General features: G+C 68.4%; 18 protein-coding genes. 7 read left to right on the top strand and 11 right to left on the bottom strand.

Annotation, left to right across the window (positions count from 1 at the left end; genetic code table 11):
- The first annotated feature begins 108 nt into the window (after nt 1–108).
- The 4 genes from AB0L70_RS27520 to AB0L70_RS27535 are packed head-to-tail and all read left to right on the top strand — an operon-like array spanning nt 109 to nt 3,923.
- Nucleotides 109–1,362 carry a sugar ABC transporter substrate-binding protein gene (locus AB0L70_RS27520; RefSeq protein ID WP_363689052.1) on the top strand — a complete coding sequence of 418 codons (1,254 nt, stop codon included), beginning with the start codon at nt 109–111 and terminating at the stop codon, nt 1,360–1,362.
- Between the two features lie 4 nt (nt 1,363–1,366).
- Nucleotides 1,367–2,044, top strand: a complete 678-nt coding sequence (locus AB0L70_RS27525; RefSeq protein ID WP_363689054.1) for an amidohydrolase family protein — start codon at nt 1,367–1,369, stop codon at nt 2,042–2,044.
- Nucleotides 2,041–2,790 (top strand): amidohydrolase family protein, encoded by a 750-nt coding sequence (locus AB0L70_RS27530; RefSeq protein ID WP_363689056.1) that lies wholly within the window; start codon nt 2,041–2,043, stop codon nt 2,788–2,790. Before AB0L70_RS27525 ends, AB0L70_RS27530 begins: the two co-directional genes overlap by 4 nt.
- Nucleotides 2,787–3,923 carry a DegT/DnrJ/EryC1/StrS family aminotransferase gene (locus AB0L70_RS27535; protein ID WP_363689058.1) on the top strand — a complete coding sequence of 379 codons (1,137 nt, stop codon included), beginning with the start codon at nt 2,787–2,789 and terminating at the stop codon, nt 3,921–3,923. Before AB0L70_RS27530 ends, AB0L70_RS27535 begins: the two co-directional genes overlap by 4 nt.
- Here AB0L70_RS27535 and AB0L70_RS27540 read toward each other — a convergent pair.
- On the bottom strand, nt 3,889–5,061 hold the full coding sequence (locus AB0L70_RS27540; protein WP_363689060.1) for a pyridoxal phosphate-dependent aminotransferase: 1,173 nt from the start codon (nt 5,059–5,061) through the stop codon (nt 3,889–3,891). The genes AB0L70_RS27535 and AB0L70_RS27540 overlap by 35 nt on opposite strands.
- Nucleotides 5,062–5,084: 23 nt before the next feature.
- Here AB0L70_RS27540 and AB0L70_RS27545 point away from each other — a divergent pair, with 23 nt between their 5' ends.
- Complete coding sequence (locus AB0L70_RS27545; protein WP_363689062.1) at nt 5,085–5,948, top strand: NAD(P)-dependent oxidoreductase; 864 nt, start codon at nt 5,085–5,087, stop codon at nt 5,946–5,948.
- Here the strand turns inward: AB0L70_RS27545 and AB0L70_RS27550 are convergent.
- Nucleotides 5,945–7,303, bottom strand: a complete 1,359-nt coding sequence (locus tag AB0L70_RS27550) for an FAD-binding oxidoreductase (protein WP_363689064.1) — start codon at nt 7,301–7,303, stop codon at nt 5,945–5,947. The two genes, AB0L70_RS27545 and AB0L70_RS27550, sit on opposite strands and share 4 nt — an antisense overlap.
- Before the next feature lie 181 nt (nt 7,304–7,484).
- Here AB0L70_RS27550 and AB0L70_RS27555 point away from each other — a divergent pair, with 181 nt between their 5' ends.
- On the top strand, nt 7,485–13,001 hold the full coding sequence (locus tag AB0L70_RS27555; RefSeq protein ID WP_363689066.1) for a carboxyl transferase domain-containing protein: 5,517 nt from the start codon (nt 7,485–7,487) through the stop codon (nt 12,999–13,001).
- A 9-nt stretch (nt 13,002–13,010) separates the two neighbouring features.
- Nucleotides 13,011–15,146: a transglycosylase domain-containing protein gene (locus tag AB0L70_RS27560; protein WP_363689068.1), complete on the top strand. Its 2,136-nt coding sequence runs from the start codon at nt 13,011–13,013 to the stop codon at nt 15,144–15,146.
- Here the strand turns inward: AB0L70_RS27560 and AB0L70_RS27565 are convergent.
- The 9 genes from AB0L70_RS27565 to AB0L70_RS27605 form a co-directional block, all read right to left on the bottom strand.
- Entirely contained in the window at nt 15,106–17,019 is a 1,914-nt protein-coding gene (locus AB0L70_RS27565) for a primary-amine oxidase (protein WP_363689070.1), read from the bottom strand. The two genes, AB0L70_RS27560 and AB0L70_RS27565, sit on opposite strands and share 41 nt — an antisense overlap.
- Nucleotides 17,020–17,035: 16 nt before the next feature.
- Complete coding sequence (gene lysA, locus AB0L70_RS27570) at nt 17,036–18,292, bottom strand: diaminopimelate decarboxylase (RefSeq protein ID WP_363689072.1); 1,257 nt, start codon at nt 18,290–18,292, stop codon at nt 17,036–17,038.
- 31 nt (nt 18,293–18,323) lie between these two features.
- Entirely contained in the window at nt 18,324–19,244 is a 921-nt protein-coding gene (locus tag AB0L70_RS27575) for a universal stress protein (protein ID WP_363689074.1), read from the bottom strand.
- Complete coding sequence (locus AB0L70_RS27580; protein ID WP_363689076.1) at nt 19,241–20,695, bottom strand: amino acid permease; 1,455 nt, start codon at nt 20,693–20,695, stop codon at nt 19,241–19,243. The genes AB0L70_RS27575 and AB0L70_RS27580 overlap by 4 nt, the downstream gene beginning before the upstream one ends.
- A 73-nt stretch (nt 20,696–20,768) precedes the next feature.
- Nucleotides 20,769–21,794 (bottom strand): agmatinase, encoded by a 1,026-nt coding sequence (gene speB / locus AB0L70_RS27585; RefSeq protein WP_363689078.1) that lies wholly within the window; start codon nt 21,792–21,794, stop codon nt 20,769–20,771.
- A gap of 81 nt (nt 21,795–21,875) precedes the next feature.
- Nucleotides 21,876–22,211 carry a hypothetical protein gene (locus tag AB0L70_RS27590; protein WP_363689080.1) on the bottom strand — a complete coding sequence of 112 codons (336 nt, stop codon included), beginning with the start codon at nt 22,209–22,211 and terminating at the stop codon, nt 21,876–21,878.
- A gap of 109 nt (nt 22,212–22,320) precedes the next feature.
- Complete coding sequence (gene infA / locus AB0L70_RS27595) at nt 22,321–22,545, bottom strand: translation initiation factor IF-1 (RefSeq protein WP_363689082.1); 225 nt, start codon at nt 22,543–22,545, stop codon at nt 22,321–22,323.
- 2 nt (nt 22,546–22,547) lie between these two features.
- Nucleotides 22,548–23,315, bottom strand: a complete 768-nt coding sequence (locus tag AB0L70_RS27600) for a GNAT family N-acetyltransferase (protein ID WP_363689084.1) — start codon at nt 23,313–23,315, stop codon at nt 22,548–22,550.
- A gap of 188 nt (nt 23,316–23,503) precedes the next feature.
- Nucleotides 23,504–24,736: an MFS transporter gene (locus AB0L70_RS27605; RefSeq protein WP_363689086.1), complete on the bottom strand. Its 1,233-nt coding sequence runs from the start codon at nt 24,734–24,736 to the stop codon at nt 23,504–23,506.
- Nucleotides 24,737–24,828 lie beyond the last annotated feature (92 nt).

The raw sequence follows: 24,828 nt of genomic DNA on the forward strand, positions 1-24,828 counted from the left end.
AGCCGAACCTACCCCAGCACTCGGACGGCGCTGAAGGGTTGACGTGGACTGTATCGGGCGCTGTAGTTTCGGCCATGGCCGTAAAGGGCGGCGGGCTGAGGAGGTCCGATGAAGGTTGGGCGGATGGTTGCGGGGCTTGCTGCCGCGGTGCTGGTGGCGGGTGTGAGTGCGTGCGGGGGTTCGGGGGAGTCGTCGGCCAAAGCGGTCGTGACGGTGTGGATGTACCCGGTGATCGCGGATGAGCAGAAGGCGACGGCGTACTGGTCTCAGGTCGAGAAGGACTTCGAGGCGGCCAACACGACCGTCGACCTGCGGATCGAGCAGCAGCCGTGGGCGAACCGGGACCAGAAGCTCGCGACCGCGTTCTCGGGCGGTGGGGGCCCGGACGTGCTCCTGCTCGGTCCGGACCAGATCCCGCAGTTCGTCACCAGCGGTTCGCTCGAGCCGATCGACAAGGTGCTGGCGGCCGACAAGGACAAGTTCCTGCCCGGTGCGCTGGACGCGCTGACCGTCGACGGCAAGCTGTACGCGGCGCCGATCTACCACACCGTGACGACGACGATCTACAACAAGGCCCTGCTCACGAAGGCCGGGATCACCAAGCCGCCGGAGACCTGGGCCGAGATCAAGGCGGCCGCGCCGAAGCTGAAGGCGGCCGGCGTCGCGACGCTGGACTACTCGGCTTCGAGCGAGGCGTCGCTCAACCTCAGCTTCTACCCGCTGCTCTGGCAGGCCGGCGGCAACGTGTTCGCCGAGGACGGCAAGAAGGTCGTGTTCAACCAGGCGCCCGGACTCGAGGCGCTGACGTTCCTGAAGTCGCTGTACGACGCCGGTGCGCTGCCGAAGAGTGCCTTGAGCAACGCGAACGTGGTGGCCGACCAGGCGCTCGGCAAGCAGCAGGTCGCGATGGGGTTCACCAACACGCTGATCGACGCCAAGACGGTCACCGCAAGCTGGGGTGCCGCGAACGTGATCGTCGGCGTACCGCTGGAGAACAAGAAGCGCGTCGGCTTCGGTCTGCCCGGTGGGCTCGCGGTGAACGCCGGGTCGAAGAACGTCGAGGCGGCCGAGAAGTTCCTGACCTTCATGACCCAGCCGGCGCAGGTGAAGAGCCTCGGCGCCGCGGCGAACTTCCTCTCGCCACGGACCGACGCGCCGGTCCCGGCCACCGACGAGCAGTCCAAGAAGTTCGAGGAGGCCCTGCAGTACGCGTACTCCGGCGAGGTCAACCCGGCGGCCCGTCAGGTGATGGCCTTGCTCTCGGTTGAGATCCAGGCGGTGCTGACCGGCAAGAAGGCGCCGCAGCAGGCCCTCGACGACGCGGCCAAGCAGTCCAACGATCTGCTCTCCAGACAGCGGTGAGTGGATGCGAGTGATCGACGTCAACCGCATCGTCGGTCCGATGCCGACGGGCCACGTGCCGAGTACGGACGCACCCGGTCTGCTGGCCGAGTTCGACCGGTTGGCGATCGACGCCGCATGTGTCGTGCACTCCCACGACCTGTACTACGACCCGATGACAGCGGCCGAGCTCCCGGACGATCCACGGCTCGTCCGGGTGCCGGTCGTCGTACCCGGACCCTTGGGTACGACGGCGCCCGCCGACGCGAAGCTGGTGCGGATGTGTCCGGCCGAGCACCGCTTCCTGCTGACCGGGCCACACGGGCTGGCGTTGGCCCGGGACCTCGCGGATCGTGGCATCGCGGTATTGCTGACACCGGAGAACCCGGGGGAGATCCATCGCCTAGCGACCGAGGTGCCGGGGTTGCGGATCGTGCTGATCAACACCGGCTACCGCGCGCTGCGCGAGCTCGCCGACCTGATGGACGTCCACGCTGAGATACGAGTCGACACCGCGACGCTCGTCGGGCACCTGTCCGTCGAGTGGGTCGCCAACCGGTACGGCGCTCAGCGGGTCCTGTTCGGCACCGGGGCACCCGCGACCGACGACGCCGGGCCGCGGTTCCAGCTGGATCATCTGGAGCTGTCCGCTGCCGACGTCGAACTGATTGCCGGTGGCAACGTCATGGAGCTGCTCAGATGATCATCGACGCCCACGGCCATCTCGGCGCCTGGTTCGCGTTCGCGATCCCGGACAGCTCGACCGCGAGCCTGGTCCGGGTGATGGACCGGTGCGACGTCGCCACGATGTGCGTCTCGCACATGCTTGCGATCGGCCCCGATGCACGAGCCGGGAACGCCTTGCTGCTCAAGGAAATCGAGCAGTACCCGGACCGCTTCCTCGGGTACGCCGTCTTCGATCCCCACGATCCCGAGGCCACGGAACGCACGGCTGACCTGCTCGCCACCCCAGGGGTGGTCGGTCTCAAGCTCCATCCGGATACTCACGAGCATCTCCTGGATGGGCCGGGATATGAGGCCGCGTTCCAGCTCGCGGCCGAGCACGATTGCATCGTGCTCGCGCACTCGATGCACGGCTCGCGCTGGTGTGCTCCGGACCGGTTCGCAACCGTTGCCGCCCGGCACCCGTCCGTCGAACTGCTGATGGGACACGCCGGGCTGCTCCCGGCCGGCTTCCCCGCCGCGGCCGAGGTCGCATCGCAGCATCCGAACGTGACCCTCGAACTCTGCGGCTCCCGGATGACCGCGCGTGACATCGCCTGGTTCGTCGATACCGTCGGAGCGGACCGGATGGCCTTCGGCTCCGACGCGCTCTTCCTCGATCTCCGCGTCGGGCTCGGCCGGGTTCAGCTCGCGCCGATCTCGGCGGCCGACCGCGACCAACTTCTGTCCGGCACCATGACCCGCCTCCTGAAGGGACGTCGATGACGCTCGCACTAGACGGCGGTACGCCGGTCCGCACGGCCGGCTGGCCGTCGTGGCCGCCGCCCGCGAACGCGGAGCAACGTGAACTCCTGCTCGAGGTCCTCGACAGTGGCGCCTGGGGATCGACCACTGGTCAGAAGGTCAATGACTTCACGAAGGCTTTCGCCGCGTCGATCGGAGCGCCGTACGGCGTCTCGGTCGTGAACGGCACGGTCGCATTGTTCCTCGCACTCCGGGCGCTCGGGGTCGGACGGGACGACGAGGTGATCGTGCCGGCGTACACGTTCGTTGCCAGTGCGACCGCGGTGGTGCTGGCCGGGGCGCGACCGGTGATCGCGGACGTCACGCCGGACACGCTGCATCTTGATCCGGTCGCGGTCGGGCGACTGATCGGCCCCCGGACGAAGGCGATCATGCCGGTGCATCTGGCTGGGGCTCCGGCGGAGGTGGATGCGCTGAAGGAGTACGGCATACCGATTGTGGAGGATGCCGCGCAGGCGCATGGGGCGACGTGGCGCAATCGGCCGGTCGGGACGCTCGGCGATGCAGCGTGCTTCAGTTTCCAGTCCAGCAAGGCGATGACGGCCGGTGAAGGCGGGCTGGTTGTGACGGCGGACGAGGCCGTCTACCGGAAGCTCTGGGCGTTGCACAACGTCGGCCGGAGTCTCGAGGGTGGCTGGTACGAGCATCCCGACGTCGGGTGGAACCTGCGGATGACCGAGTTCCAGGCGGCTGTCCTCATCCCGCAACTCGCCGTCCTCGAAGAGCAGCTCAGGCGCAGGGCGAACGCGGTCGAGGTCCTCAGTCGTGAGCTGGACATCCTTCCGGTGCCGGCCGGGACGACGCGAAACAGCCATCACCTTGCGCTGGTCCGTTACGACCCCAAGCTGTTCGGTGGACGGAGCAAGGCCGAGTTCATCGCGGCGATGGCAGCCGAGGGCGTTCCCCTCGATTCTGGCTACCGATCGCTGTCCCGCGAGACCGCACTCAGCGCCTACTCAGACTTGCAGCCGTGCCCGGTCGCCGAGGCCGCGGCGGACTCGATCGTGTGGATCCGGCAGAGCATGTTGATGGCCGACGAGGAGTCACTCGCCGACATCGTCACCGCGACTCGGAAGATTCAACGAGCGTGGTGAACGCATCGAGGGCACGCCGGATGTTCTCGACCGAGTTGGCGTAGGAGAACCGCAGGTGGTTCTCGCCGTACTCGCCGAACGAGGTGCCGGGGAGGACAGCCACACCGGCTTCGTCGAGCAGGCGGTCGGCCAGGGTGGCGGCGGACATGCCGAGCTCGCTGATGTTCGGGAACGCGTAGAACGCGCCGCCCGGCTCGACACAGGACACACCCGGTACGGCGTTCAGCCCGGACACGATCACCTCGCGCCGTTCGCGGAAGGCGGCGAGCATCCGATCGACGTCGTCCCACGGGCCTTCCAGTGCGGCGATAGCGGCGTACTGGCTGAAGGCCGACGTACACGAGACGGAGTTGATCAGGAGGCGGGTCACCGGCTCGACCAAGGGCTGTGGGAAGACACCGAAGCCGAGTCGCCAGCCGGTCATCGCGAACGTCTTCGACCAGCCGTCGAGGAGGATCGTCCGGTCGGCCATGCCGTCGACCTCGAGCACGCTGTGGTGCTCACCGTCGTACCGAAGTGCCCAGTAGACCTCGTCGCTGAGTACGACGAGATCGTGCTCGATCGCGATCTCCGCGATCGCCTGCAACTGCTCGGGAGTGGACGCGCTGCCGCAGGGGTTGTGCGGTGAGTTGAGAATGAGCAGCTTGGTCCGGTCGGTGACCAATGACCGCAATTCGTCGGGGTCGATGACGAACCCGTTCTCCTCGCGCAGTGGCACCGGCACCGGCTTCGCGCCGGCGAACGCGGCGATCGACGCGTACATCGGGAAGCCGGGGTCGGGGTAGAGGACCTCGTCGCCTTCCTCACACAGCGCCATGATCGTGAAGAACATAATCGGCTTGGCGCCTGGCGTTACCAGCACCCGATCAGGGTCGGTCTGCATCCGGCCGGTGCGGTCGAGGAACTCGCTCACCGCGCTCCGCAGCTCCGGGATCCCGGGCGACGGCACGTAGTGCGTGAAACCCTTGTCCAGCGCCTGCTGCGCGGCGTCGATCACGTGCGCCGGGGTGTCGAAGTCCGGTTCGCCGATCTCGAGGTGCACGACCTCGCGGCCGCTCGCCTCCAAAGCCTTCGCCTTGGCCAGCACCTCAAAGGCCGACTCGGTCCCGAGACGTTCCATCCGCTGAGCAAGTTTCACAACGACAACTTTAATCTGCAACGATGAAGAACATGGCACGGGTAGCGGTGACAGGAAGTAGCGGAAAGCTCGGTCGGGCCGTGGTCGATCACCTGGTGGACAACGGCTGGGACGTGGTCGCGCTCGATCAGGCGGCTCCGGCTCGGAGTGACGTGGTCTCCACCCGGCTGGATCTGACCGATTTCGGCCAGACCTACGAGGCGATCGCCGGGATCGACGACCGGCACGACGGGATCGACGCGCTCGTGCATCTGGCCGCGATTCCGGCGCCGGGGTTGCGGCCGAACGCGGCGACGTTCCAGAACAACATGACCGCGACCTACAACGTGTTCTCGGCCGCACTGCGGGCCGGCGTCCGGAACATCGTCTGGGCGTCGAGCGAGACCGTGCTCGGACTGCCGTTCGACGAGTTCCCGCCGTACGTGCCGGTGGACGAGGACTACCCGCCGCGGCCGAACAGCACGTACTCGCTGGTGAAGACGCTTGAGGAGGAGCTGGCCCGGCAACTGTGCCGGTGGCATCCGGACCTCAAGCTGATCGGGCTGCGGTTCTCGAACGTGATGTACCCCGAGGACTACGCGCGCTTCCCGTCCTTCGACGCCGACGCACAGGCCCGCAAGTGGAACCTCTGGGGCTACATCGACGCCCGCGACGGTGCCCAGGCCGTCCGCAAGGCGCTCGAGTACGACGTCACCGGTACGGACGTGTTCATCGTCGCGAACGCCGACACCGTGATGTCCCGGCCCAACGAGGAACTGCTCGCGGAGGTGTTCCCCGGCGTAGCGGTGAAGCGCCCGTTCGGCCCGAACGAGACGCTGCTGTCGATCGAGAAGGCGCGCCGGCTCCTCGGCTACGAGCCGGCGCACAGCTGGCGAACCAACGACTAGCCAGGCCCGTACGGGAACAGCTTCTCCGGGTCGTGCGCCGCCCGCACCGCGGCCAGCCGCGTGAACGTCTCGGCCGGCCACGACGCCTGGTACGAACCGGGTACGGCGAAGGCACCGGCGAAGTTGACCGTCATCTCGGGGGAGATCCAGGGCGCCACCTTGGCCAGTACTCCGTCGGCGGTTGCCGGCAGCACCTGTTCGAACAGGCTGGGATCGGGTACGCCGATCAGCATCAGCGTCGCCGCTCCACCCCGGCCGCCGACCGCACTGCCCTCAGGTACATCGCGCTGCGTAGCGCCGCCGAGGTGCCGGAGCTCGACCGCCACCAGCGGTAGCTGCTGGTCCGGCCCGGCCGCATCGACGAAGGCCTTGATGAAGTCGGCGTCGAGCGAGGTCAGCAATACGCCACGGTCCCAGGCAGGGGTCGGGGCCTTGGGATCGTTGTGGATCAGCGCGATGTCGGTGGCCGGCATCTCGCCGACCGCGTCGATCAAGACTGTGCCCGCGTCCCGGATCGGCTGGAACAACTGCTTGCCTTCGGCAACGTCGCCGACGAACGCGAACCGGACGTTCAGAACGGTCTTGCCGCGCAGCGGTTCCGGGATGAACTCGAGCGGCGGCAGCCGCAGGATCACCGCCGACGAGTTGGCCGTCTCCGGCAGGGTCGATGTCCACTCGCCCCACGCGCTCAGCACCGGCGCGATGTGCTCGGCCTCGAAGAACACGGAACCGCCGTACAGCGTGGTCAGCTCGACCAGCGCGAAGTCCATCGACGTGACGATGCCGAGGCCGCCCTTGCCGCCGCGCAACGCCCAGAACAGCTCGGGATTCTCGGTCGCGTTCGCGGTGACCGCCTCGCCCGTCCCGGTGACCACGCGGAATCCACGCGCCCAGTCCGACGAGAAGCCATAGGTCCGGGACAGCGGACCCACACCGCCACCCAGGGTGTACCCGATGCAGCCGACGGCGTCGGACGCGCCGGTGATCGGTGCCAGCCCGTGCTCACCTGCGGCGCTGACGACCTCGGCCCACACGCAGCCGGCGTTGATGTGCGCAACCTTCGCATCCGGGTCGACGGTGACGCCCGGCATCCGTGAAGTGGTGACCAGGATGCCGCCGGTGATCGGCTCAGGGATTCCGTGCCCGGTCGCGAGCACGCGGACCGGCGTACCGGTCTCCGCTGCTGCCTGCACTACCGCGACGGCGTCGGCTTCACTGGTGATCCCGACGGCGACGTCAGGACTGTGCGTGACCGCCAGGTTGAATCCGGCCAGTTCCCCGGCGAAATCGTCGTCCCCCGGAACCAGCACCGGCCCGGCCACAACACCCCGAAGTCGCTCGACCAATCCACTCATGCCGTCGTCCTCCCCAAAGTCGCGTTCTTCGGTGCAGTCTTACGGCACCGAGGGTCACGACACCGCGAAATTCGACCCCGACTCGACGGTAACGGTCCCGGGCTGAAAACCTGTGCCAGCGACGGGCCAAGTCAGGCAATGGCCCTGTGGCACAAGGCAAGGTGAGACACGGAGGCGGTCGATGTTCAAGCGTATCGCAGTGGTGAACCGGGGCGAGGCCGCCATGCGGCTGATCAATGCTGTCCGAGAGGTCAACGCCGAGGGCGGTGACCAGATCGAGACGGTGGCTTTGTTCACCGACGGCGAGCGTACGGCGACATTTGTCCGCGAAGCCGATCTCACCTACTCGCTCGGGCCGGCGTCCGCACGCCCGTACCTGGACCTCGCTGTGCTCGAGCGGGCACTCCTCGAGACGAAGGCCGACGCGGCCTGGGTCGGCTGGGGGTTCGTGGCCGAGGACCCGGCGTTCGCGGAGCTGTGCGAGCGGATCGGCGTCACGTTCATCGGGCCGTCGCCGGAGGCGATGCGCAAGCTGGGCGACAAGATCGGGTCGAAGCTGATCGCCGAGGAGGTCGGCGTACCGGTCGCGCCCTGGAGCCGCGGACCGGTCGAGTCGCTCGAAGCGGCTTTGCAGGCGGCTGAGTCGATCGGCTACCCATTGATGCTCAAGGCAACGGCTGGTGGTGGTGGCCGCGGCATCCGGGTGGTCCGTTCCGCCGATGAGCTGACCGATGCGTACGCGCGGACCAGCGAAGAGGCCGCCCGTGCGTTCGGCAGCGGCATCGTGTTCCTGGAGCGTCTCGTCACCGGTGCGCGGCACGTCGAGGTGCAGGTGATCGCTGATGGCCAGGGGACCGCTTGGGCTCTTGGCGTACGGGACTGCTCGGTGCAGCGCCGCAACCAGAAGGTGATCGAGGAGTCCGCTTCCCCGTTGCTCGCGGCCTCACAGGTCGATGACCTGAAGGCGTCGGCCGAGCGGCTGGCACTCGCGGTCGGTTACCGCGGCGCGGCGACGGTCGAGTTCCTGTACCACCCGGGAGAGAAGAGCTTCGCCTTCCTCGAGGTGAACACCCGTCTGCAGGTCGAGCACCCGATCACCGAGATGACGACCGGGATCGACCTGGTCAAGGCTCAGCTGCACGTCGCCAACGGCGGCCGGCTGGAAGGACCGAAACCTCTGGAGAGCGGTCATGCGGTCGAGGCGCGGCTGAACGCCGAGGACCCGGACCGTGACTTCGCACCGTCTCCCGGGCGGATCGCCGTACTGGATCTGCCGGCGGGACCCGGCGTCCGCGTGGACACCGGCGTGAGTGCGGGGGACACGATCCCGGCCGACTTCGACTCGATGATCGCGAAGATCATCGGGTACGGCCGGACCCGGGACGAGGCGCTGGCGCGGCTGCGCCGGGCGGTCGGGTCGACCACGGTGCTGATCGAGGGCGGCGCGACCAACAAGAGCTTCATCCTCGAACTGCTGGACCAGCCCGAGGTGATCGACGGCAGCGCGGACACCGGCTGGATCGACCGCGTGCGCGGCGAAGGCCGGCTCGTGTCGCACCGGCATTCCGGAATCGCCCTGGTCGCGGCCGCGATCGAGGGATACGAGGACGCTGAGCAGGTCGAGCGGACGCGGTTGCTGGAGACCGCGCACGGCGGCCGCCCACAGGTGCAGCACGAGGTGGGTCGCGCGATCGACCTGAAGCTGCGCGGCGCGAGCTACCGGGTGACGGTGGCGCGGATCGGGCCGGACCGGTTCCGGGTCGGCGTCGGCACCGGCAACGATCACCTCAAGGTGGTCGACGCCGAGCTGGAGCGGCTGGACGACTACACGAGCCGGCTCGTCGTCGGCGGGCAGCGATTCCGGCTGGTGACCGCGACCCACGGCCCGGTTCACCTGGTCGAGGTCGACGGCGTGACCCACCGCGTGAGCCGCGACGAGGGCGGCGTACTGCGTTCGCCTGCGCCGGCTCTCGTGGTTGCGACGCCGGTGCAGAGCGGTGCCGAGGTCGAGGCCGGGGCGCCGGTGCTCGTGCTGGAGAGCATGAAGATGGAAACGGTGCTCTACGCGCCGTTCAAGGCCACGGTCAAGGAGTTGCTGGTCTCCACCGGCAGCCAGGTCGAGACCGGTGCGCCGCTGCTCCGGCTCGAGCCGCTGGCTGACGAGGCCGAGGCGGCGGAGGTCGCGCCGACAGAGAACGGCGTACAGCTGGATCTGCCGAACGGGACCGGGGAGAAGTCCGCGGCCGAGCGGGTGGAGCGTGGGCTCGACGACCTGCGCAGCATGCTGCTCGGGTTCGACATCGACCCGCAGGACGAGGACGGGACGCTGGCCGGCTACCTGGCCGCGCGCGCGGAGCTTCCGGAGGCGCCGGTCGTCGCGGAGATCGAGCTGCTGAAGGTGTTCGCGGACTTCGCCGAGCTGAGCCGCAACCGGCCGGCCGGTGCGGATACGAGTATCGAGAACCGGGTGCACAGCCCGCGGGAGCACTTCCACACCTACCTGCAGAGCCTCGACCCGGACCGTGGCGGTCTGCCGGCCGAGTTCCGCTCCCGGCTGACCCGGGTGCTCGGTCATTACGGGGTGACCGACCTCGAACGCAGTACCGAGCTGGAAGAGGCCGTGTTCCGGACCTTCCTGGCTCAGCAGCGCTCGACGCCCGATGTACTCCTGGTGACGTCGGTGCTGCAGCGCTGGATCGCCGAGCCGCGTCCCGAGGCACCGCTCGACGAGTCCGCGCACGACCTGCTGGACCGGCTGGTGCTGGCCACGCAACTGCGCTTCCCGGTGGTCGGCGACCTGGCCCGGAGCGTCCGGTTCCGCTGGTTCGACCAGCCGTTGGTGGACGAGGAGCGCGCGTCGATCATCGCCGGGGTCGGCGACGAGGTCGCGGATCTGGCCGCCCACCCGGAGGCACCGGACCGGCAGGAGCGGATCGACGCGCTCGCCGCGATCCCGGAGCCGATCGTCCGCTTCCTCGCGCAACGGCTCGAGCACGGCTGGAGTGAGCGCGAGCCGATGCTCGAGGTGCTGATCCGCCGGCACTACCGCGAGTACGAACTGCACGACCTGCGCGAGTTCGCCGTCGACGGGCGGCCGTTCGCGACCGCCGACTACTCCATCGACGACCGGCCGAGTCACCTGATCAGCACGGTCGGCACGATCGACGAGCTCGCCGACCCGGACAGCGCGCTGTCCCGGGCGCTGTCCGCCCGGGTCGACGCCCGGACCGTCGGCCACGAGGCCGTGATCGAGCTCTACCTGTTCGGCCCCGAGCTCCAGGAGACCCAGCAGGAGGCCTCCGACCGGTTCCGCCGGATGGTCGCGGCTCTGCCGATCGCCCAGCGGGTACGCCGGATCTCGGTGGCGCTCGCGCCCGGTCACAACAAGCCCGTCTACTACTTCACCTACCGCCCGGCCGGTGGATCGGTGGCCGAGGACGACAACGTCCGCGGCGTACACCCGATGGTCGGTCGCCGGCTCAACCTCTGGCGGCTGCGGGACTTCCGGATCACCCGGCTCGAGGGCCCCGAGGACGTCCTCCTCTACTACTGCGTCGCTCGCGAGAACGCCGCCGACCAGCGGCTGGTCGCGCTGGCCCAGGTGCGCCAGTTCGCGGTGGTCCGGGACGAGGACGGGCAGGTGACCTCGCTGCCGCACGCGGAGCGGGCGATCGCGAACTGCCTGGAGGCGATCCGCCGGGCTCGCACCGAGCGTGGCGCGGCCGGAGCCAAGCTCGACATGAACCACGTCTGGGTCCAGATCTGGCCGGTGGTCGAGGCCCAGGTCGACGAGGTGACCGCACTGCAGCGCAACATCGCGCCGCTCACCGCCGGGGCCGGGATCGAGGAGGTCCTGGTCCAGGGCCGGGTGGCGGCGCCGGACGGCACGATCAACCCGGTCGCGGCCAGGTTCTACTACCAGCACGGTGCGGGCGTCGTCACCTCGGTGGAGCAGCCGCCGACCGGACGGCTGCTGCCGCTCGACGACTACGCGCAGAAGGTGCAGCGGTCGCGGCGCCGGAACACGATCTACCCGTACGAGGTCAGCGGCATGGTCGCGGGCGACGGCGGCTCGTTCGTCGAGTACGACCTCGACGACACCGGCGCGCTGGTCCCGGTCGACCGCCCCCGCGGCCTGAACAAGGCCGGGATCATCCTCGGTGTCGTCCGGACGCCGACCGAACGGCACCCGGAGGGTGTCACCCGGGTCGCGCTCAGCGGCGACCCGACCATGGCCCTCGGCGCGGTCGCCGAGCGGGAGTGCTCACGGATCATCGCGGCCCTCGACCTGGCCGAGGAGCTCGGGGTCCCGGTCGAGTGGTACTCGCTGTCCGCCGGTGCGCGGATCTCGATGGACTCCGGCACCGAGAACATGGACTGGGTCGCGAAGGCGCTCAAGCGGATCGTCGAGTTCACCCAGGCCGGCGGTGAGATCAACATCGTGGTCGCGGGTATCAACGTCGGCGCCCAGCCGTACTGGAACGCCGAGGCGACCATGCTGATGCACACCAAGGGCATCCTGGTGATGACCCCGGACAGCGCGATGGTGCTGACCGGCAAGCAGACCCTTGACTTCTCCGGCAGCGTCTCCGCCGAGGACAACTTCGGGATCGGCGGCTACGACCGGGTGATGGGTCCGAACGGCCAGGCGCAGTACTGGGCAGCGGACCTGAAGGGCGCCCGGGATGTGCTGATGTCGCACTACGACCACACGTACGTCGTGCCGGGGGAGAGCGGACCGCGCCGGGCCGAGACGTCGGACCCGGTCGACCGGGACGTCTCGTCGTACCCGCACGACGTGCCGGACAGCGACTTCAAGACGGTCGGCGAGATCTTCTCCGCGGCGACCAACCCGGACCGCAAGAAGGCCTTCGACATCCGCACGCTGATGCGGGCCGTCACCGACCAGGACCACCCGGTGCTGGAGCGCTGGGCCGGGATGGCCGACGCCGACACGGCGGTCGTCCAGGACGTCCGGCTCGGCGGCTACCCGGTCTGCCTGGTCGGGATCGAGTCCAAGTCGGTGCCGCGCCGGGGCTTCCCGCCCGCGGACGGGCCGGACGTCTACACGGCCGGCACGCTGTTCCCGCGGTCGTCGAAGAAGGTGGCCCGGGCGATCAACACGGCCAGCGGCAACCGGCCGCTGGTGGTGCTGGCGAACCTGTCCGGGTTCGACGGCTCGCCGGACTCGATGCGGAACCTGCAGCTCGAGTACGGCGCCGAGATCGGCCGCGCGATCGTGAACTTCCGGGGGCCGATCGTTTTCTGCGTCGTCTCGCGGTACCACGGTGGTGCGTTCGTGGTCTTCTCCAAGCACCTCAACCCGTCGATGACGGTGCTGGCGGTCGAGGGCTCGTTCGCCTCGGTGATCGGCGGTGCGCCGGCGGCCGCGGTGGTCTTCGCGGGCGAGGTGGACGCACGGACGGCGGCCGATCCGCGCGTGGCGTCGCTGGCCGAGCGGGTCAGTGAGGCGACCGGCGCGGAGCGGGCCGCGCTGGCGACCGAGCTGGCCGAAGTGCGCACCGCCGTACGGTCCGAGAAGCTCGGTGAAGTGGCGGCCGGGTTCGACCGCGTGCACAGTATCCAGCGCGCGGCCGAGGTCGGATCGGTCGATGAGGTCATAACTGCAAGGGAATTGAGACCAAAGTTGATCAAGGCAATCATCTCCGGCCTACCGGGAGCGACTCCACTGCTCTAGCCTGGAGGTATGCGAACCGACAGGGGCGGTCGCAACAAGGCTCGCGCGTTGATTACGTTCATCGGCGTGAGTGTGCTGTCGGGCGCGCTGGCGGCTGGGCTGGCGATTCCGTTCGCCGGCTTCGCCGGGCGTGGTTCGGCAGGGGTTGCCATGACCGTGCAGGATCTGCCCCGCGAACTCGAAGTGGACCCGCTCGCGGTCCGGAGCAGGATCCTGGCGTCCGACGGGACGCTGATCGCCACGCTGTACGACCAGAACCGGGTGCCGGTGCCGCTGAGCAAGATGGCGCCGATCATGCGGACCGCGATCGTGGCGATCGAGGACTCCCGGTTCTACGAGCACGGCGCGCTCGACCTGAAGGGCACGCTGCGGGCCATGGTCCGCAACCAGACCGAGGGCGAGGTGCAGCAGGGCGGGTCGAGCATCACCCAGCAGTACGTGAAGCTCAGCCTGGTCGAGAAGGCCAGGACCGCCGCGGAGCGCCAGCAGGCCACCGAGGTGTCGTACCAGCGCAAGCTGGCCGAGTTGCGGTACGCGATCGCTATCGAGAGCGACCTGTCGAAAACCGAGATCCTCGAGCGCTACCTGAACCTGGTGAACTTCGGCGACGGCTCGTACGGCGTCCAGGCCGCCGCCCAGCACTACTTCCGGACCTCGGCCGACAAGCTCACCCTCCCGCAGGCCGCGCTGCTGGCCGGCCTGGTCAAGAACCCGACCGGCTACGACCCGACCAACAACCTGGCCCGGGCGAAGGCCCGCCGTGACGTGGTGATCCGGCGGATGCTCGAGCTCGGCGCGATCTCGGTGCACGAGGCGAACGAGGCGCTGCGGACGCCGGTGATCAACCTGGCCAAGGTCGAGCCGGTGCCGAACGGCTGCGCGAACTCCCGCTACCCGTTCTACTGCGAGTACGTCGTCTCCAAGCTGCTGGAGAACCCGAAGCTCGGTGCGACCGCCAAGGACCGCGACCACTACCTGAAGACCGGTGGCCTGACCATCCGGACCTCGATCGACCCCAAGATCCAGGCCTCCGCACAGGCGTCGATCGACAAGCACAGCAAGCCCACCGACACCGCGATCGCGGCGATCACGATGGTCCAGCCCGGCACCGGCCTGGTGAAGGCGATGGTGCAGAGCAGGCCGTACGGCAACGGCCGCAACCACACGAACTACAACTACAACGTCGAGAAGTCCTACGCCGGCGGGTACGGCGGGTTCCAGAACGGCTCGACGATGAAGGCGTTCACGATCGCGGCGGCCCTGCAGAAGGGCATCGCGATGGACTACCGGATCAACTCGCCGGAGCAGATCGACCTCAGCCGGAAGAAGTTCCAGACCTGCACGGGGACGACGTACGACCCGGACTACACGCCGAAGAACTCGACCCGCAGCGGCGACCTGACCATGGTCGAGGCGGCCCGGTACTCGACCAACACCTACTTCCTGCAGCTGTCCCAGCGAACCGGCCTCTGCTCGATCGGCCGGATCGCGTCCAAGCTCGGGATGTACAACGCGCAGACCCTCCAGCCGCTCGAGCAGGTCGTCTCGATGACGCTCGGGGTCGGCTACGTGACCCCGCTGCAGCTGTCGAACGCGTACGCGACCTTCGCGGCCCGCGGCAAGTACTGCAAGCCGCTCGTGGTCACGTCGGTGCGGGACAAGGCCGGCAAGTACATCGAGACCCCGCAGATCTCGTGCAAGCAGGCCATCTCCAAGCAGGTCGCCGACGGGGTGAACCGGGTGCTCAGCGCGGTGATGGCGCCCGGCGGGACCGGCGGCAACCTGCGGTTCGGCACCCGGGACATGGCCGGCAAGACCGGAACCATCCAGCAGAACCTGGCCGTCTGGTTCTCCGGCTACACCCCGAACCTGGCCTCGGCCGCGGTGGTCGCCGACGCCAACCTCCCGTACCGGAACCTGATGTACGGGCACACCCTGAACGGCCGCGACATCTCCGACCCGACCGGTTCGGGCACGGCGGGGCCGCTGTGGGAGACGGCGATGCAGGGCGCGCTGCGCGGGATGCCGGTGAAGCGCTTCGTCGCCCCGCCGGCGAAGATGCTCAAGGGGCCGGACTCCGGCAAGCCCAAACCGGGTGAGAAGCCTAAGCCTGGTGACAAGCCTCCGGACCGTCGCCCGGGGTAGTTGGTGCCACGTCGATCGACGGGTTCTGGTCGAAGAAGCCGAACGGCTTGAGCCAGAACGCGATCGTGTCGGCCGGCATCACCGGCCAGTCCTCGACCCGGGTGACGTGGTGGATGCCGAACACGTACCAGAGCACGACGTCGGTGTTCTCCAGCGATTCGTCGTCGGCGACCCACCGGGTCATCCCGGCGTCGTCGGTCGACTGGGTCGGGTAGTCGCCACACGGCCAGCGTTCCTCGTCGTGCTGCCGGGTGACCCAGAGCGTGTGCCCGATGATCGGCGCCCGCCGGTACTGCGGCGTGTCCGGATCCATCAGCGGCGGGATCGACGCGGTCGGGACCAGCTTGTACGCCGGATTCGTGCCGACGGCGTTCACCCGGTTCGGGTTGACCACCTTCCACGATCGTTGGGTCGACCAATTGAAGTCACGGGCAGCGCCGGATTCGGACCGGATCGGGGTCGCGTCCGTGACCACCGCGAGCCCGTACGGGTTGTCCGCCGAGACCGGTAGCGCCCGGGAGTCGATCTCCTGGACGGTGTTCTCGTCGCCGTCCACGTCGAGGTCGAGCCGCGCGACCAGGAAGTGCTGGTGGAACGGCGCGTAGGTCCGCTCGTCGACCACGGTCCCGGTCGCCGGCGGCGTACTGTCCGCGGCGAACGGCGTGGTCACCATCAGGCCGGTCGCGCGGACCTCGCACTCGATGTTCCCGTCCTGGTAGAACCGCCAATAGATCAGGTACTCGTAGTTCGCCACCGTCGCGTGACAGGACACGACCATCCGGCGCATCCGCCGTACCTCGGCTCCGGTGGTGTGGTCGACATGCTTCCAGAGGACGGCGTTGTCCTCCTCGTGCAGGCAGATCGCGTTCTTGATCGTGTACGGCTCACCGTGCGTGTCATGCAGTACGGCGTCCTTGTAGACGATCTCGCCGAGACAGTCGCAGCCGAGCTCGAGCGACGTGGTCATGAAGCCGAGACCCCACTCGCCGATGTCGAACGCCGTACGGCGGTAATGGTCGAACGACGTGTCCCGGTAGGGGACCACCATCTCGGCGAACGACATCCGGTAAGCGATGTCCCGGGTGGTGCCGTGGTCGTCGTACGTGACCTGGTAGATGACCGGGCCCTCACGGTGGTTGAAGCTGAGCCGCATGGTCCAGTTCTGCCATTTGAGCTCGGTGCCTTCGACCGTGAACGAGACACCCTCGGGCTGGTGGACCTGCAGCGGCTTGAGGTCGGTCCGGACCGTGCCCTTCCACGGTCCGGGGGCGTACTCGGCGTCGACGGCCGGTTGCCCGTGGTCGTGATCGTTCTCGAGTTCGAGCAGCTCCAGCGTGTTCATGTCGACGACGACCTTGAGCCCGGAGACCGGGTGCGCGTACGGGTTGCCGTCGGGAGTCTCGCGGTACCAGATGTCGCACCAGCCGAGCCGCCGGTCGCGGTACTGCGCCGGCATCAGCGCCTTGCCGTAGGTCCACACCTCGATCTGCACCAGCGCGAGGTCCGTGATCCCGCGTGCAGCGAGGGCCGCGATCACGTCCGGGTGAGCCCGCATCGCCTCGTCGACCTCGTGGTACTCGTCGGTGGTGAAGTTCGGGGTCACGCCGGGCACGTGGGTCCACGACACCACTCGGTCACCGATCAGGTCGACGACACCTTCCCAGGTCTGGTTGTCGGCCCGGTTCCACAGTACGGCGAACGCCGTCCGCGGCACCGGATCACCAGGACGCCACGCCTTGACCGCGGTCTTGGCCGGCTCGAGCAACTCGATCGCCGCGAACCGCCAGGTCCCACCGAGCTCCTGGTCCCGGCGCAGGATCGCGACCGTTCGCCGGAACTCGTCCTCGTCCAGCGGCTCCAGTGGGTGTGCCATGACCTTCTCCTCGGGACTAGACGTCTCGGGCCATCAGGTCGTCCCACGTCTCCCGGCGTACGACGAGACGTGGGACGCCGTCGTTCGCGAAGACCACGGGGATCCGGCGGTTGCCGTTGTAGTTGTTCGCCATCGTGTAGCAGTACGCCCCGGTCGCGGGGACGGCCAGCAGGTCACCGACTTTCGGGTCCGACAGCGGTACGCCGTCGACCAGCACGTCACCGCTCTCGCAGTGCCGCCCGACCACGGTCACGTTCTCCATGCCCGCCTGAGGAGTCCCGTCGAAGCGCCCGACGATGCCCGCCTCGAACCGCTGCTCGAACAACGCGACCTCCAGGTTGTCGCCCATTCCGCCGTCCACCGCGACGAACGTGATCGACCCGCGCTTCACCGTGGTGACGCGGTAGATCGTGGTTGCCGCCGTACAGACCATGCTGCGTCCAGGTTCGATGATCAGCTGCGCGGATGCGGGGAGGTGCTGCTTCGCCGCGCCGATCAGAGCGTCCAGGTACGCCGCCACCGTCGGCGGCTTGTCCGCCCAGGTGTACCGGGCACCGAGCCCGCCGCCGAGGTCGTACACCTCGAACTCGCCGAGCCGCGCGACCGGCGCGACCGACTCCGCGAACGGCTCGACGTCGAGGATCTGCGAGCCGACATGGACGTGCAGCCCGCGCATCCGCAGCCGTGGACTGTGCTCGATCCGCTGGATCAGCCGGGCCGCGTCGGGCGGCGCGAGACCGAACTTCGAGCCCGCGTGCCCGGTGAGCACGTGCGCATGCGTGTCCGCGGTGACGCCAGGGATGATCCGCACGAGCACGTCCTGCGAGCGGCCGGTCGCCTCCAGCCGGTCCACGTCGTCGGCGTTGTCCACCACGACCAGGCCGATGCCGTGCTCGACCGCGAGGGCGATCTCCTCGTCGCTCTTCGCGTTGCCGTGCAGGACGATCAGCGCCGGATCGACACCCGCCTTGAGCGCGGTAAGGATCTCGCCACCGCCGGCGACATCCAGGCCGATTCCTTCCTCGACCATCACCCGCTGGACCGCCGTACACGGGAAGGCTTTGGAGGCGAAGACGACCCGGGAGTCCGGCCAGCGGGCCGTGAGCTCATCGCGGTACTCGCGGGCACGTTCCCGGAGCGCCTGCTCGGCGACGACCAGGACCGGCGTACCGAACTCCGTGGCGAGGTCGTCCGCGCGGCAGCCGCCGACGATCAAGGTGCCGTCGGCAGCCAACCGGCTGCCCGGCGGAAAGAGCGACAACAGATCACTCATTCCTCGCTCCGGGACGTCGTGCACGGCTGCCTCAGCTCACGGTTGCCTGGTCGGCCAGCTCCTCGGCCCGGTTGTGCGGGACGACCAGGACCGGCACGGGGGAGTGGCGGAGGATCTTGGCGGCCCGGGACCCCAGGAACACCCGGGCGACCGGCCCGAGGTGGCTCGATCCGACCACCAGGACGTCGCCGGCATCCCAGCCGACGTCGTCGATCGCCTCGGCCCAGGTCGGTCCCGAACCGACCACCGTCTCCATGGCGCTCGGCTGTTCGGGCAGCTTGCGTACCTGCGCGAGCGTGGCGGTCACCGTCTTGTCCAGCTCGGCCCGCCACTCCTGCAGCACCAGGTCCTCGGGCTCGGTACCAAGCCGGGTCGTGTACGCCGGACGCGACCAGACCGCGAAGGTGGCGATCCGCAACGACGCGCCCACATCGGCCGCGATCGAGGCCGCGGCCAGGACCAGGTCCTCGGCGCTCTCGGTGCCGCCGAACGCCGCGGTCACCCGCGCGACCTTCCGATCTCCGGGACACCGGAACCCGCGGGTGGCCAGGGCAAGCGAGACATGCGAGCTGTGCAGCAGCCGGTCGGTGACACTGCCGAGCGCGATGTGCCCGAACACCCCGTCCGACGACGAGCCGAGCACGATCAGCCGGGCGTCATGCAGGTCGGCCAGCTCAAGCAGGCCGGCCGGCGCCGACCGCGCGCTGTGCCGGACGTAGGTCGCCGGTACGTCGGTCGGCAGGAAACTCTGCGCCCGTCGCAGTGCATCATCGGCGGACTGGGCCAGGTACTCCTGGTACTCCGCGTCCACCCGAGCCATCCCGGGCGTCCAAGGCGCCGGTACGACGCTGCACACGATCAGATCGTCGCCCGCGGACCGGGCCAGCATCCCGGCCAGATGCAGGGCCGCCTTGCCGCGCTCGTCGGCGGCGTACCCGACGATCATCGTCATGGCTGCGGCCCGTCCTCGTCATGGATCAGCCCGACGTGCTCCTGCCGCCCGAGATGGGAGTGCTTGAAGCCGTAGAAGAAGTACCAGGCGAGTGCGACCGCGACCCAGATCAGGAATACGTAGATCGTCACCGCGCGCAGGTCCTTGATGATCCACAGACAGCCCAGGATCGACAGGACCGGCGTGACCGGATACCCCGGCACCTTGAAGCCACGTGGCAGTTCCGGGTGGGTACGCCGTAGCACCATCACCCCGATCGACACCACCAGGAACGCGACCAGCGTGCCGATGCTGGTCATCTCGGCCAGGAAGTTGATCGGGATCAGCCCGGCCAGCAGGCCGATCACGATCGCGACGATCAGCGTGTTCGGTACCGGCGTGTGCGTGCGCGGATTCACCCGGTGGAACAGTTCGGGGATCATCCCGTCCCGCGCCATCGCGAACAGGATCCGGGTCTGCCCGTAGATGACGATCAACGTGACGCTGAAGATCGAGATCACCGCACCCGCGGCCAGGACCGTGGCCGGCCAGGACGATCCGGTCACCTTCTCCAGGATCGCGGACAGCCCGGCCTCCTGGTCCTCGAACTCACCGGACGGCTGGGCGGCGACGGCGACCAGCGTGACCAGGATGTAGAGCGCGGTGACCGTGGCGAGGGCGATCAAGATTGCCAGCGGCATCGTTCGCCGCGGGTTCTTGACCTCCTCACCGGCGGTCGAGACGGCGTCCAGACCGATGTAGGAGAAGAAGATGATGCCGGCCGCCGAGGTGATCCCGGTGACGCCGAACGGCGCGAAGTCCGAGAGGTTGTTGGCGTCCCAGCCCTTCAGCCCGAGCACGATGAACAGGATCAGTACGCCGATCTTGATACACACCATCACCGCGTTGGTCTTGGCCGATTCACTCGCGCCGCGGATCAGCAGCAGCGTGCAGAGCGCGACCAGGATCATCGCGGGCAGGTTGAGGATGCCGCCCTGTTCGGGTGCCTGCGACAGGCTGTCCGGGATGGTGAAGCCGAAGATGTTGTCGAACAGTTCGTTCAGGTACTGCGACCAGCCGACCGCGACGGCGGCAGCGGAGACGCCGTACTCGAGCAGCAGGCACGCGGCCACGCCGATCGCCGGCAGTTCACCGAGCGTCGCATAGGCGTACGAGTACGACGAACCCGAGACCGGGACCGCACTCGCCAGCTCGGCGTAGCAGATCGCGGTCAGCCCGGCGACCACGCCCGCGATCACGAACGACCAGATCACCGCCGGTCCCGCGACCGGAACGGCCTGTGCGAGCACGAAGAAGATGCCGGTGCCGATGGTGGCACCGATGCCGAACATCGAGAGCTGGAACAGACCGATCGAACGGACCAGTTCGCTCTGGCCGGAGTCAGTGCCGCTCTCCTGCGACATCTCCGGTACCGGCTTGCGGCGGAACAGCTGCTGCAGAGTCATCGCCATGATGCCTCCCCTCCCTGGAAGCCCCCGCCACCCTCTTCGGAGTGTGGCACCGGCGTTCCCTACTGGGAACAGGTCAGCTCGGCTCGGACCGGTCACCCAGTAAGGGCTGAGCCGGATCCCAGTGGGTGCCGTCGCGCTCGTCCTTGCGCCTGCGGGCGATTGCCGACACCGCTTCCAGTACGACGCGATTGGCCAGCGCAGCCGTAATATCCGCGTGGTCGTACGGCGGACTCACCTCGACGACATCCATGCCGACCACGGGGAGCTCGAGGCAGATCCGGCGTACGGCATCGAGTAATTGACGTGCGGTCAGACCACCTGGCTCAGGTGTCCCGGTGCCGGGAGCATGACCGGGATCGCAGACGTCGATGTCGACGGACAGAAAGACGCCCTCACACTCGTCGGTCGCGATCGTGAACGCCTCGGTCAGGCACTCGTCCAGGCCGCGGTGCACGATCTCGGTCATCTCGTAGGACCGCATTCGTTGCTCGGCCATCCAGTCCAGCGTGTCCGGCGGCGGCCAGTACCCGCGCAGGCCGATCTGCAGGAAACGGTCGCCACGCAGCGCGCCGGACTCGATCAGCCGGCGCATCGGTTGCCCATGGCCCCACAACGAGCCGAACTCGATGTCGCCGGTGTCCGCGTGCGCGTCGAAGTGCAGCATCGACACCCGGCCGTGGCCGAGTACGTTTGCGACGCCCTTCGCATCCGGGAACGCGATCGAGTGGTCACCGCCGAGCACGATCGGGATCGCACCCGAACGGGTCACGGTCTCGACGGCCGCCTCGAGGGCGGGGAGTGCGACCTCGATGTCACCGGAGTACATCTCGACGTCACCGGCGTCGACCACATGCAGGTCGACCAGGCCGTCGGTGCGTAGCGCCAGGCTCGGCCGCGACCCGTCATGGCCGAGGTAGTCCCGCATCCGGATCGCCATCGGCCCGAACCGGGCGCCGGGCCGATGTGAGGTGCCGCCGTCGAACGGCGCGCCCAGGATGACCACCTGTGCGTCCGCGTACGAAGCCGGGTCGTCCAGGTCGCAGACCGGGACGCCGAGGAACGTGAAGTCCGGGCCGAACTGCTGGCCGTAGCGGCTCATCTCCGGAGTCTCGCACCCCGGCTCCCACCCGTCCAGCAGTCCGCCGATCGCCCCAAGTAATTGCTTTGGGCAACTGGTTGTTCACAACGGCCGGAGTTCGGAGCCCGGGATCCAGGTCACCCGGCCGTCCTTGCCGCGGAAGCGGCCCAGCCATTCGCCGTTGTCCCGGATCCAGACGTCGAGCTCGCCCGTGGTCCACTCGGCCCGCTGGACCGCCTGGGCCGGATCCACCTTCCGCACCGCGTCCGCGGGTCTCGGCCCGTGCGCGTCGTACTGCACGTCGAGCTCCGACGCCATCAGGTAAGCCTCCGTCTCGTCGTCGATACCGATTGCACGCCACCCGTTGACCGCACCGTCCCAGACGCCGAATCCCTCGGATCCGTCGTCGGACGGGCGCACCGTGAACCGACCAAGCATGTTTTCAGATTAGCGCACCTTCGAACATATGTTCTAGTCTGGCGTGGCCGGTCCGAGCCCGGCAGCCGTCGTGCTGCCGAGCCCGGTGACGGTGGTAGTGGCGGTGGGGTCAGCTCCGGTAGCGGAAGGTGATCCGGCCCCGGGTCAGGTCGTACGGGCTGAGCTCCACCAGGACGCGGTCCTCAGGGAGGATCTTGATGTAGTTCTTCCGGATCTTCCCGCTGATGTGCGCCAGGACCTGATGACCGTTGGTGAGTTCGACCCGGAAGTTGGCGTTGCGGAGGCACTCGACGACGGTGCCTTCCATTTCGATGCCGCCTGCGTTTCTGGGCATGGTCAGGCCTTCCCCTGCTGGTGGACCAGTTCCAGATTGCTGCCTGTTCGTCGAGCGCCGAAACTCTCGAACAGCGCCATCGCGGCCGCATTGGTTTCGTTCACCTCGGCCGATGCTGCTTCGACCCCGGATCGGTGCAGGTCACCCAGCACCCGGCTCAGCAGAGCCCGCGCGATACCGCGCCGTCGCTCGCCGCCCCGGACCGCGATCAGCCCGATCCGCGGCTGCCGGGTCCTCGTCGCCAGCCGGACCAATCCGACGTACTGATCGCCCCGCACGGCGACCGTGTACTTCGACGGCTCCATGGGCGTAGTACCACCCTGCCAGGGCAGCACCTCCGCCGGCATCGTCTCCCAGCCGACGGTAGCCCGGACCTCGGTCCGAATCGCCTGGTCCAGCTCACGAAGCGGCCCCTCCGCCACCTCATCGGCCGCCACGATGACCACCCCCGGCGGCAGCGATGCCGAGGCGCGCCCAGTGGGTACGACGAATTCCCGCTCGCGGCGCCAACTCGTGAACCCGGCACGTTCCCAGCTGGCCGCCAGGTCACGGTCGGTCTCGTCGACGACCGTGTACAGCGGCGTCGACTGGTCGGCCAGCATCGCGTCGGCGAGTCGGTCGAAGACGGCGCCGCGCCACGTATCGATGCTGAGGAAGGTCCGGCCGTCGAGCCGGCGCGAAGCATGACCACGACCGACGACCAGGTCGTTCTCGACCGCGTGCCACTGGTTCTCCGCGACCCGGGAGACCGTCAAAGGCAAAGAGTTCATAGGTGTTCCTTTCGGGAGTGCCGAACTTCTCGAGGCGCTCCCGGCGACACCTATGTCAATCGCCCGCCCGTGACCACGAGAGGCGGAGCACCCACTGCGCTACAGCGTTCATGGGGTCTCACCTCCAGGCGTGATGTCACGGACCCCGGAACCGTACCAACCCACCCATCGCACCGGCCAACCATTTCCTACATCTCAAGTCGCCGCAGCGAGGGCAGTAGCAGTGGCAGCAGCATGGCCACCGCCAACAGTGCCCCACCGCTGACAGCCACGGCCGCGGCCCCGAAGGCCGCGGCCAGGAACGGAACCGAAAGCTGACCGAGCGGAATCGACGCGAACGACCCGAACTCGTCGTAGGCGCCGACCCGGGACAGCAGCCGCTCGGGAATGTGGACGTGGCAGATCGTCGACCAGACGACGGTGAAGAACTCGGCCGCCACTCCTGCGACGAAGGCGGCGACCGCCAGCCACCACGCGTTCGCGCCGACGCCGAGGAGGATCAGCGGGACAGCGGCCAGCGTCATCATGGACAGCGCTCGTACCATCGGACGCCGCACGGTCAGCTTCACCATCACCACAGTCGCCAGGAACGACCCGGCCGCGCGGGCGCTCAGCACCAGACCCCAGCCGTCGGCGCCGATCGTAGCGAGGGCGATCACGGGCCCGAGGATCTGCCAGATTCCCGTGTAGGCGGCATTCAGAACAGCGAATGCCAGTGTCACCGACCAGATCCACGACTGGGAACTGAAGTAGCTCCAGCCTTCCCGCAGTTCGCTGCGCATGCTCGGGGAGCCGGCGCCGCGAGCCGGCCGGGCGGCGAGCGCCATCCGGCCGAAGCAGGCCGCTGCCAGGAAGAAGGATGCGGCGTCGGCGGCAATGGCCCAGCCACCGCCGATCGTCACGGTCAACAACCCGGCCGCGGCGGGGCCGATCATGCGAGCGAGGTTTCTGGCGGAGGCGAGTAGCGAGTTGGCCACCTTGATGCCTGGTCCGGTGGTCAACTGCGGGACGATGCCACGCATGGTCGGCGTGGTCAGTGCCTGGAAGACGCCGTTCAGTGCTGCGAGCGGGAGCAGGAACACCGGGTCCTGACGGGTCAGCAGTACGACGGCCACGCCGGCCTGGCTGATGCCGGCTCCCAGGCTGGACAGCCGCAGGACACGGTCGCGACGGTACCGGTCGGCGATCCCGCCGCCGATGATCATCGTCGCGATCAGCGGAACCATCGATGCGGTGAGAACCGCCGACAGCCAGGTCGCGCTGCCGGTGACCTCCAGCACGCCGAATGCCAGCGCGACGGGTGCCATCGAGCTCCCGGCGACGGAGATCGACCACCCGGCGAAGAACCATCGGAAAGAAGGCGACCGAAGCGGCCGACTCGACGGGTCCCCTTGGCCGTCGGGTTCCTCCGCGTCAGGCACAAGGGGTGATTCTGGTCTCCGGGCCGGGGGTCATCAACCCATTTCGCTGCGATGACGTCGCCTGCGTCGTGTCTTACCCCGTGTAGAACCGT

It is taken from the genome of Kribbella sp. NPDC051952 (genome assembly GCF_040680855.1).
GTDB lineage: Bacteria > Actinomycetota > Actinomycetes > Propionibacteriales > Kribbellaceae > Kribbella.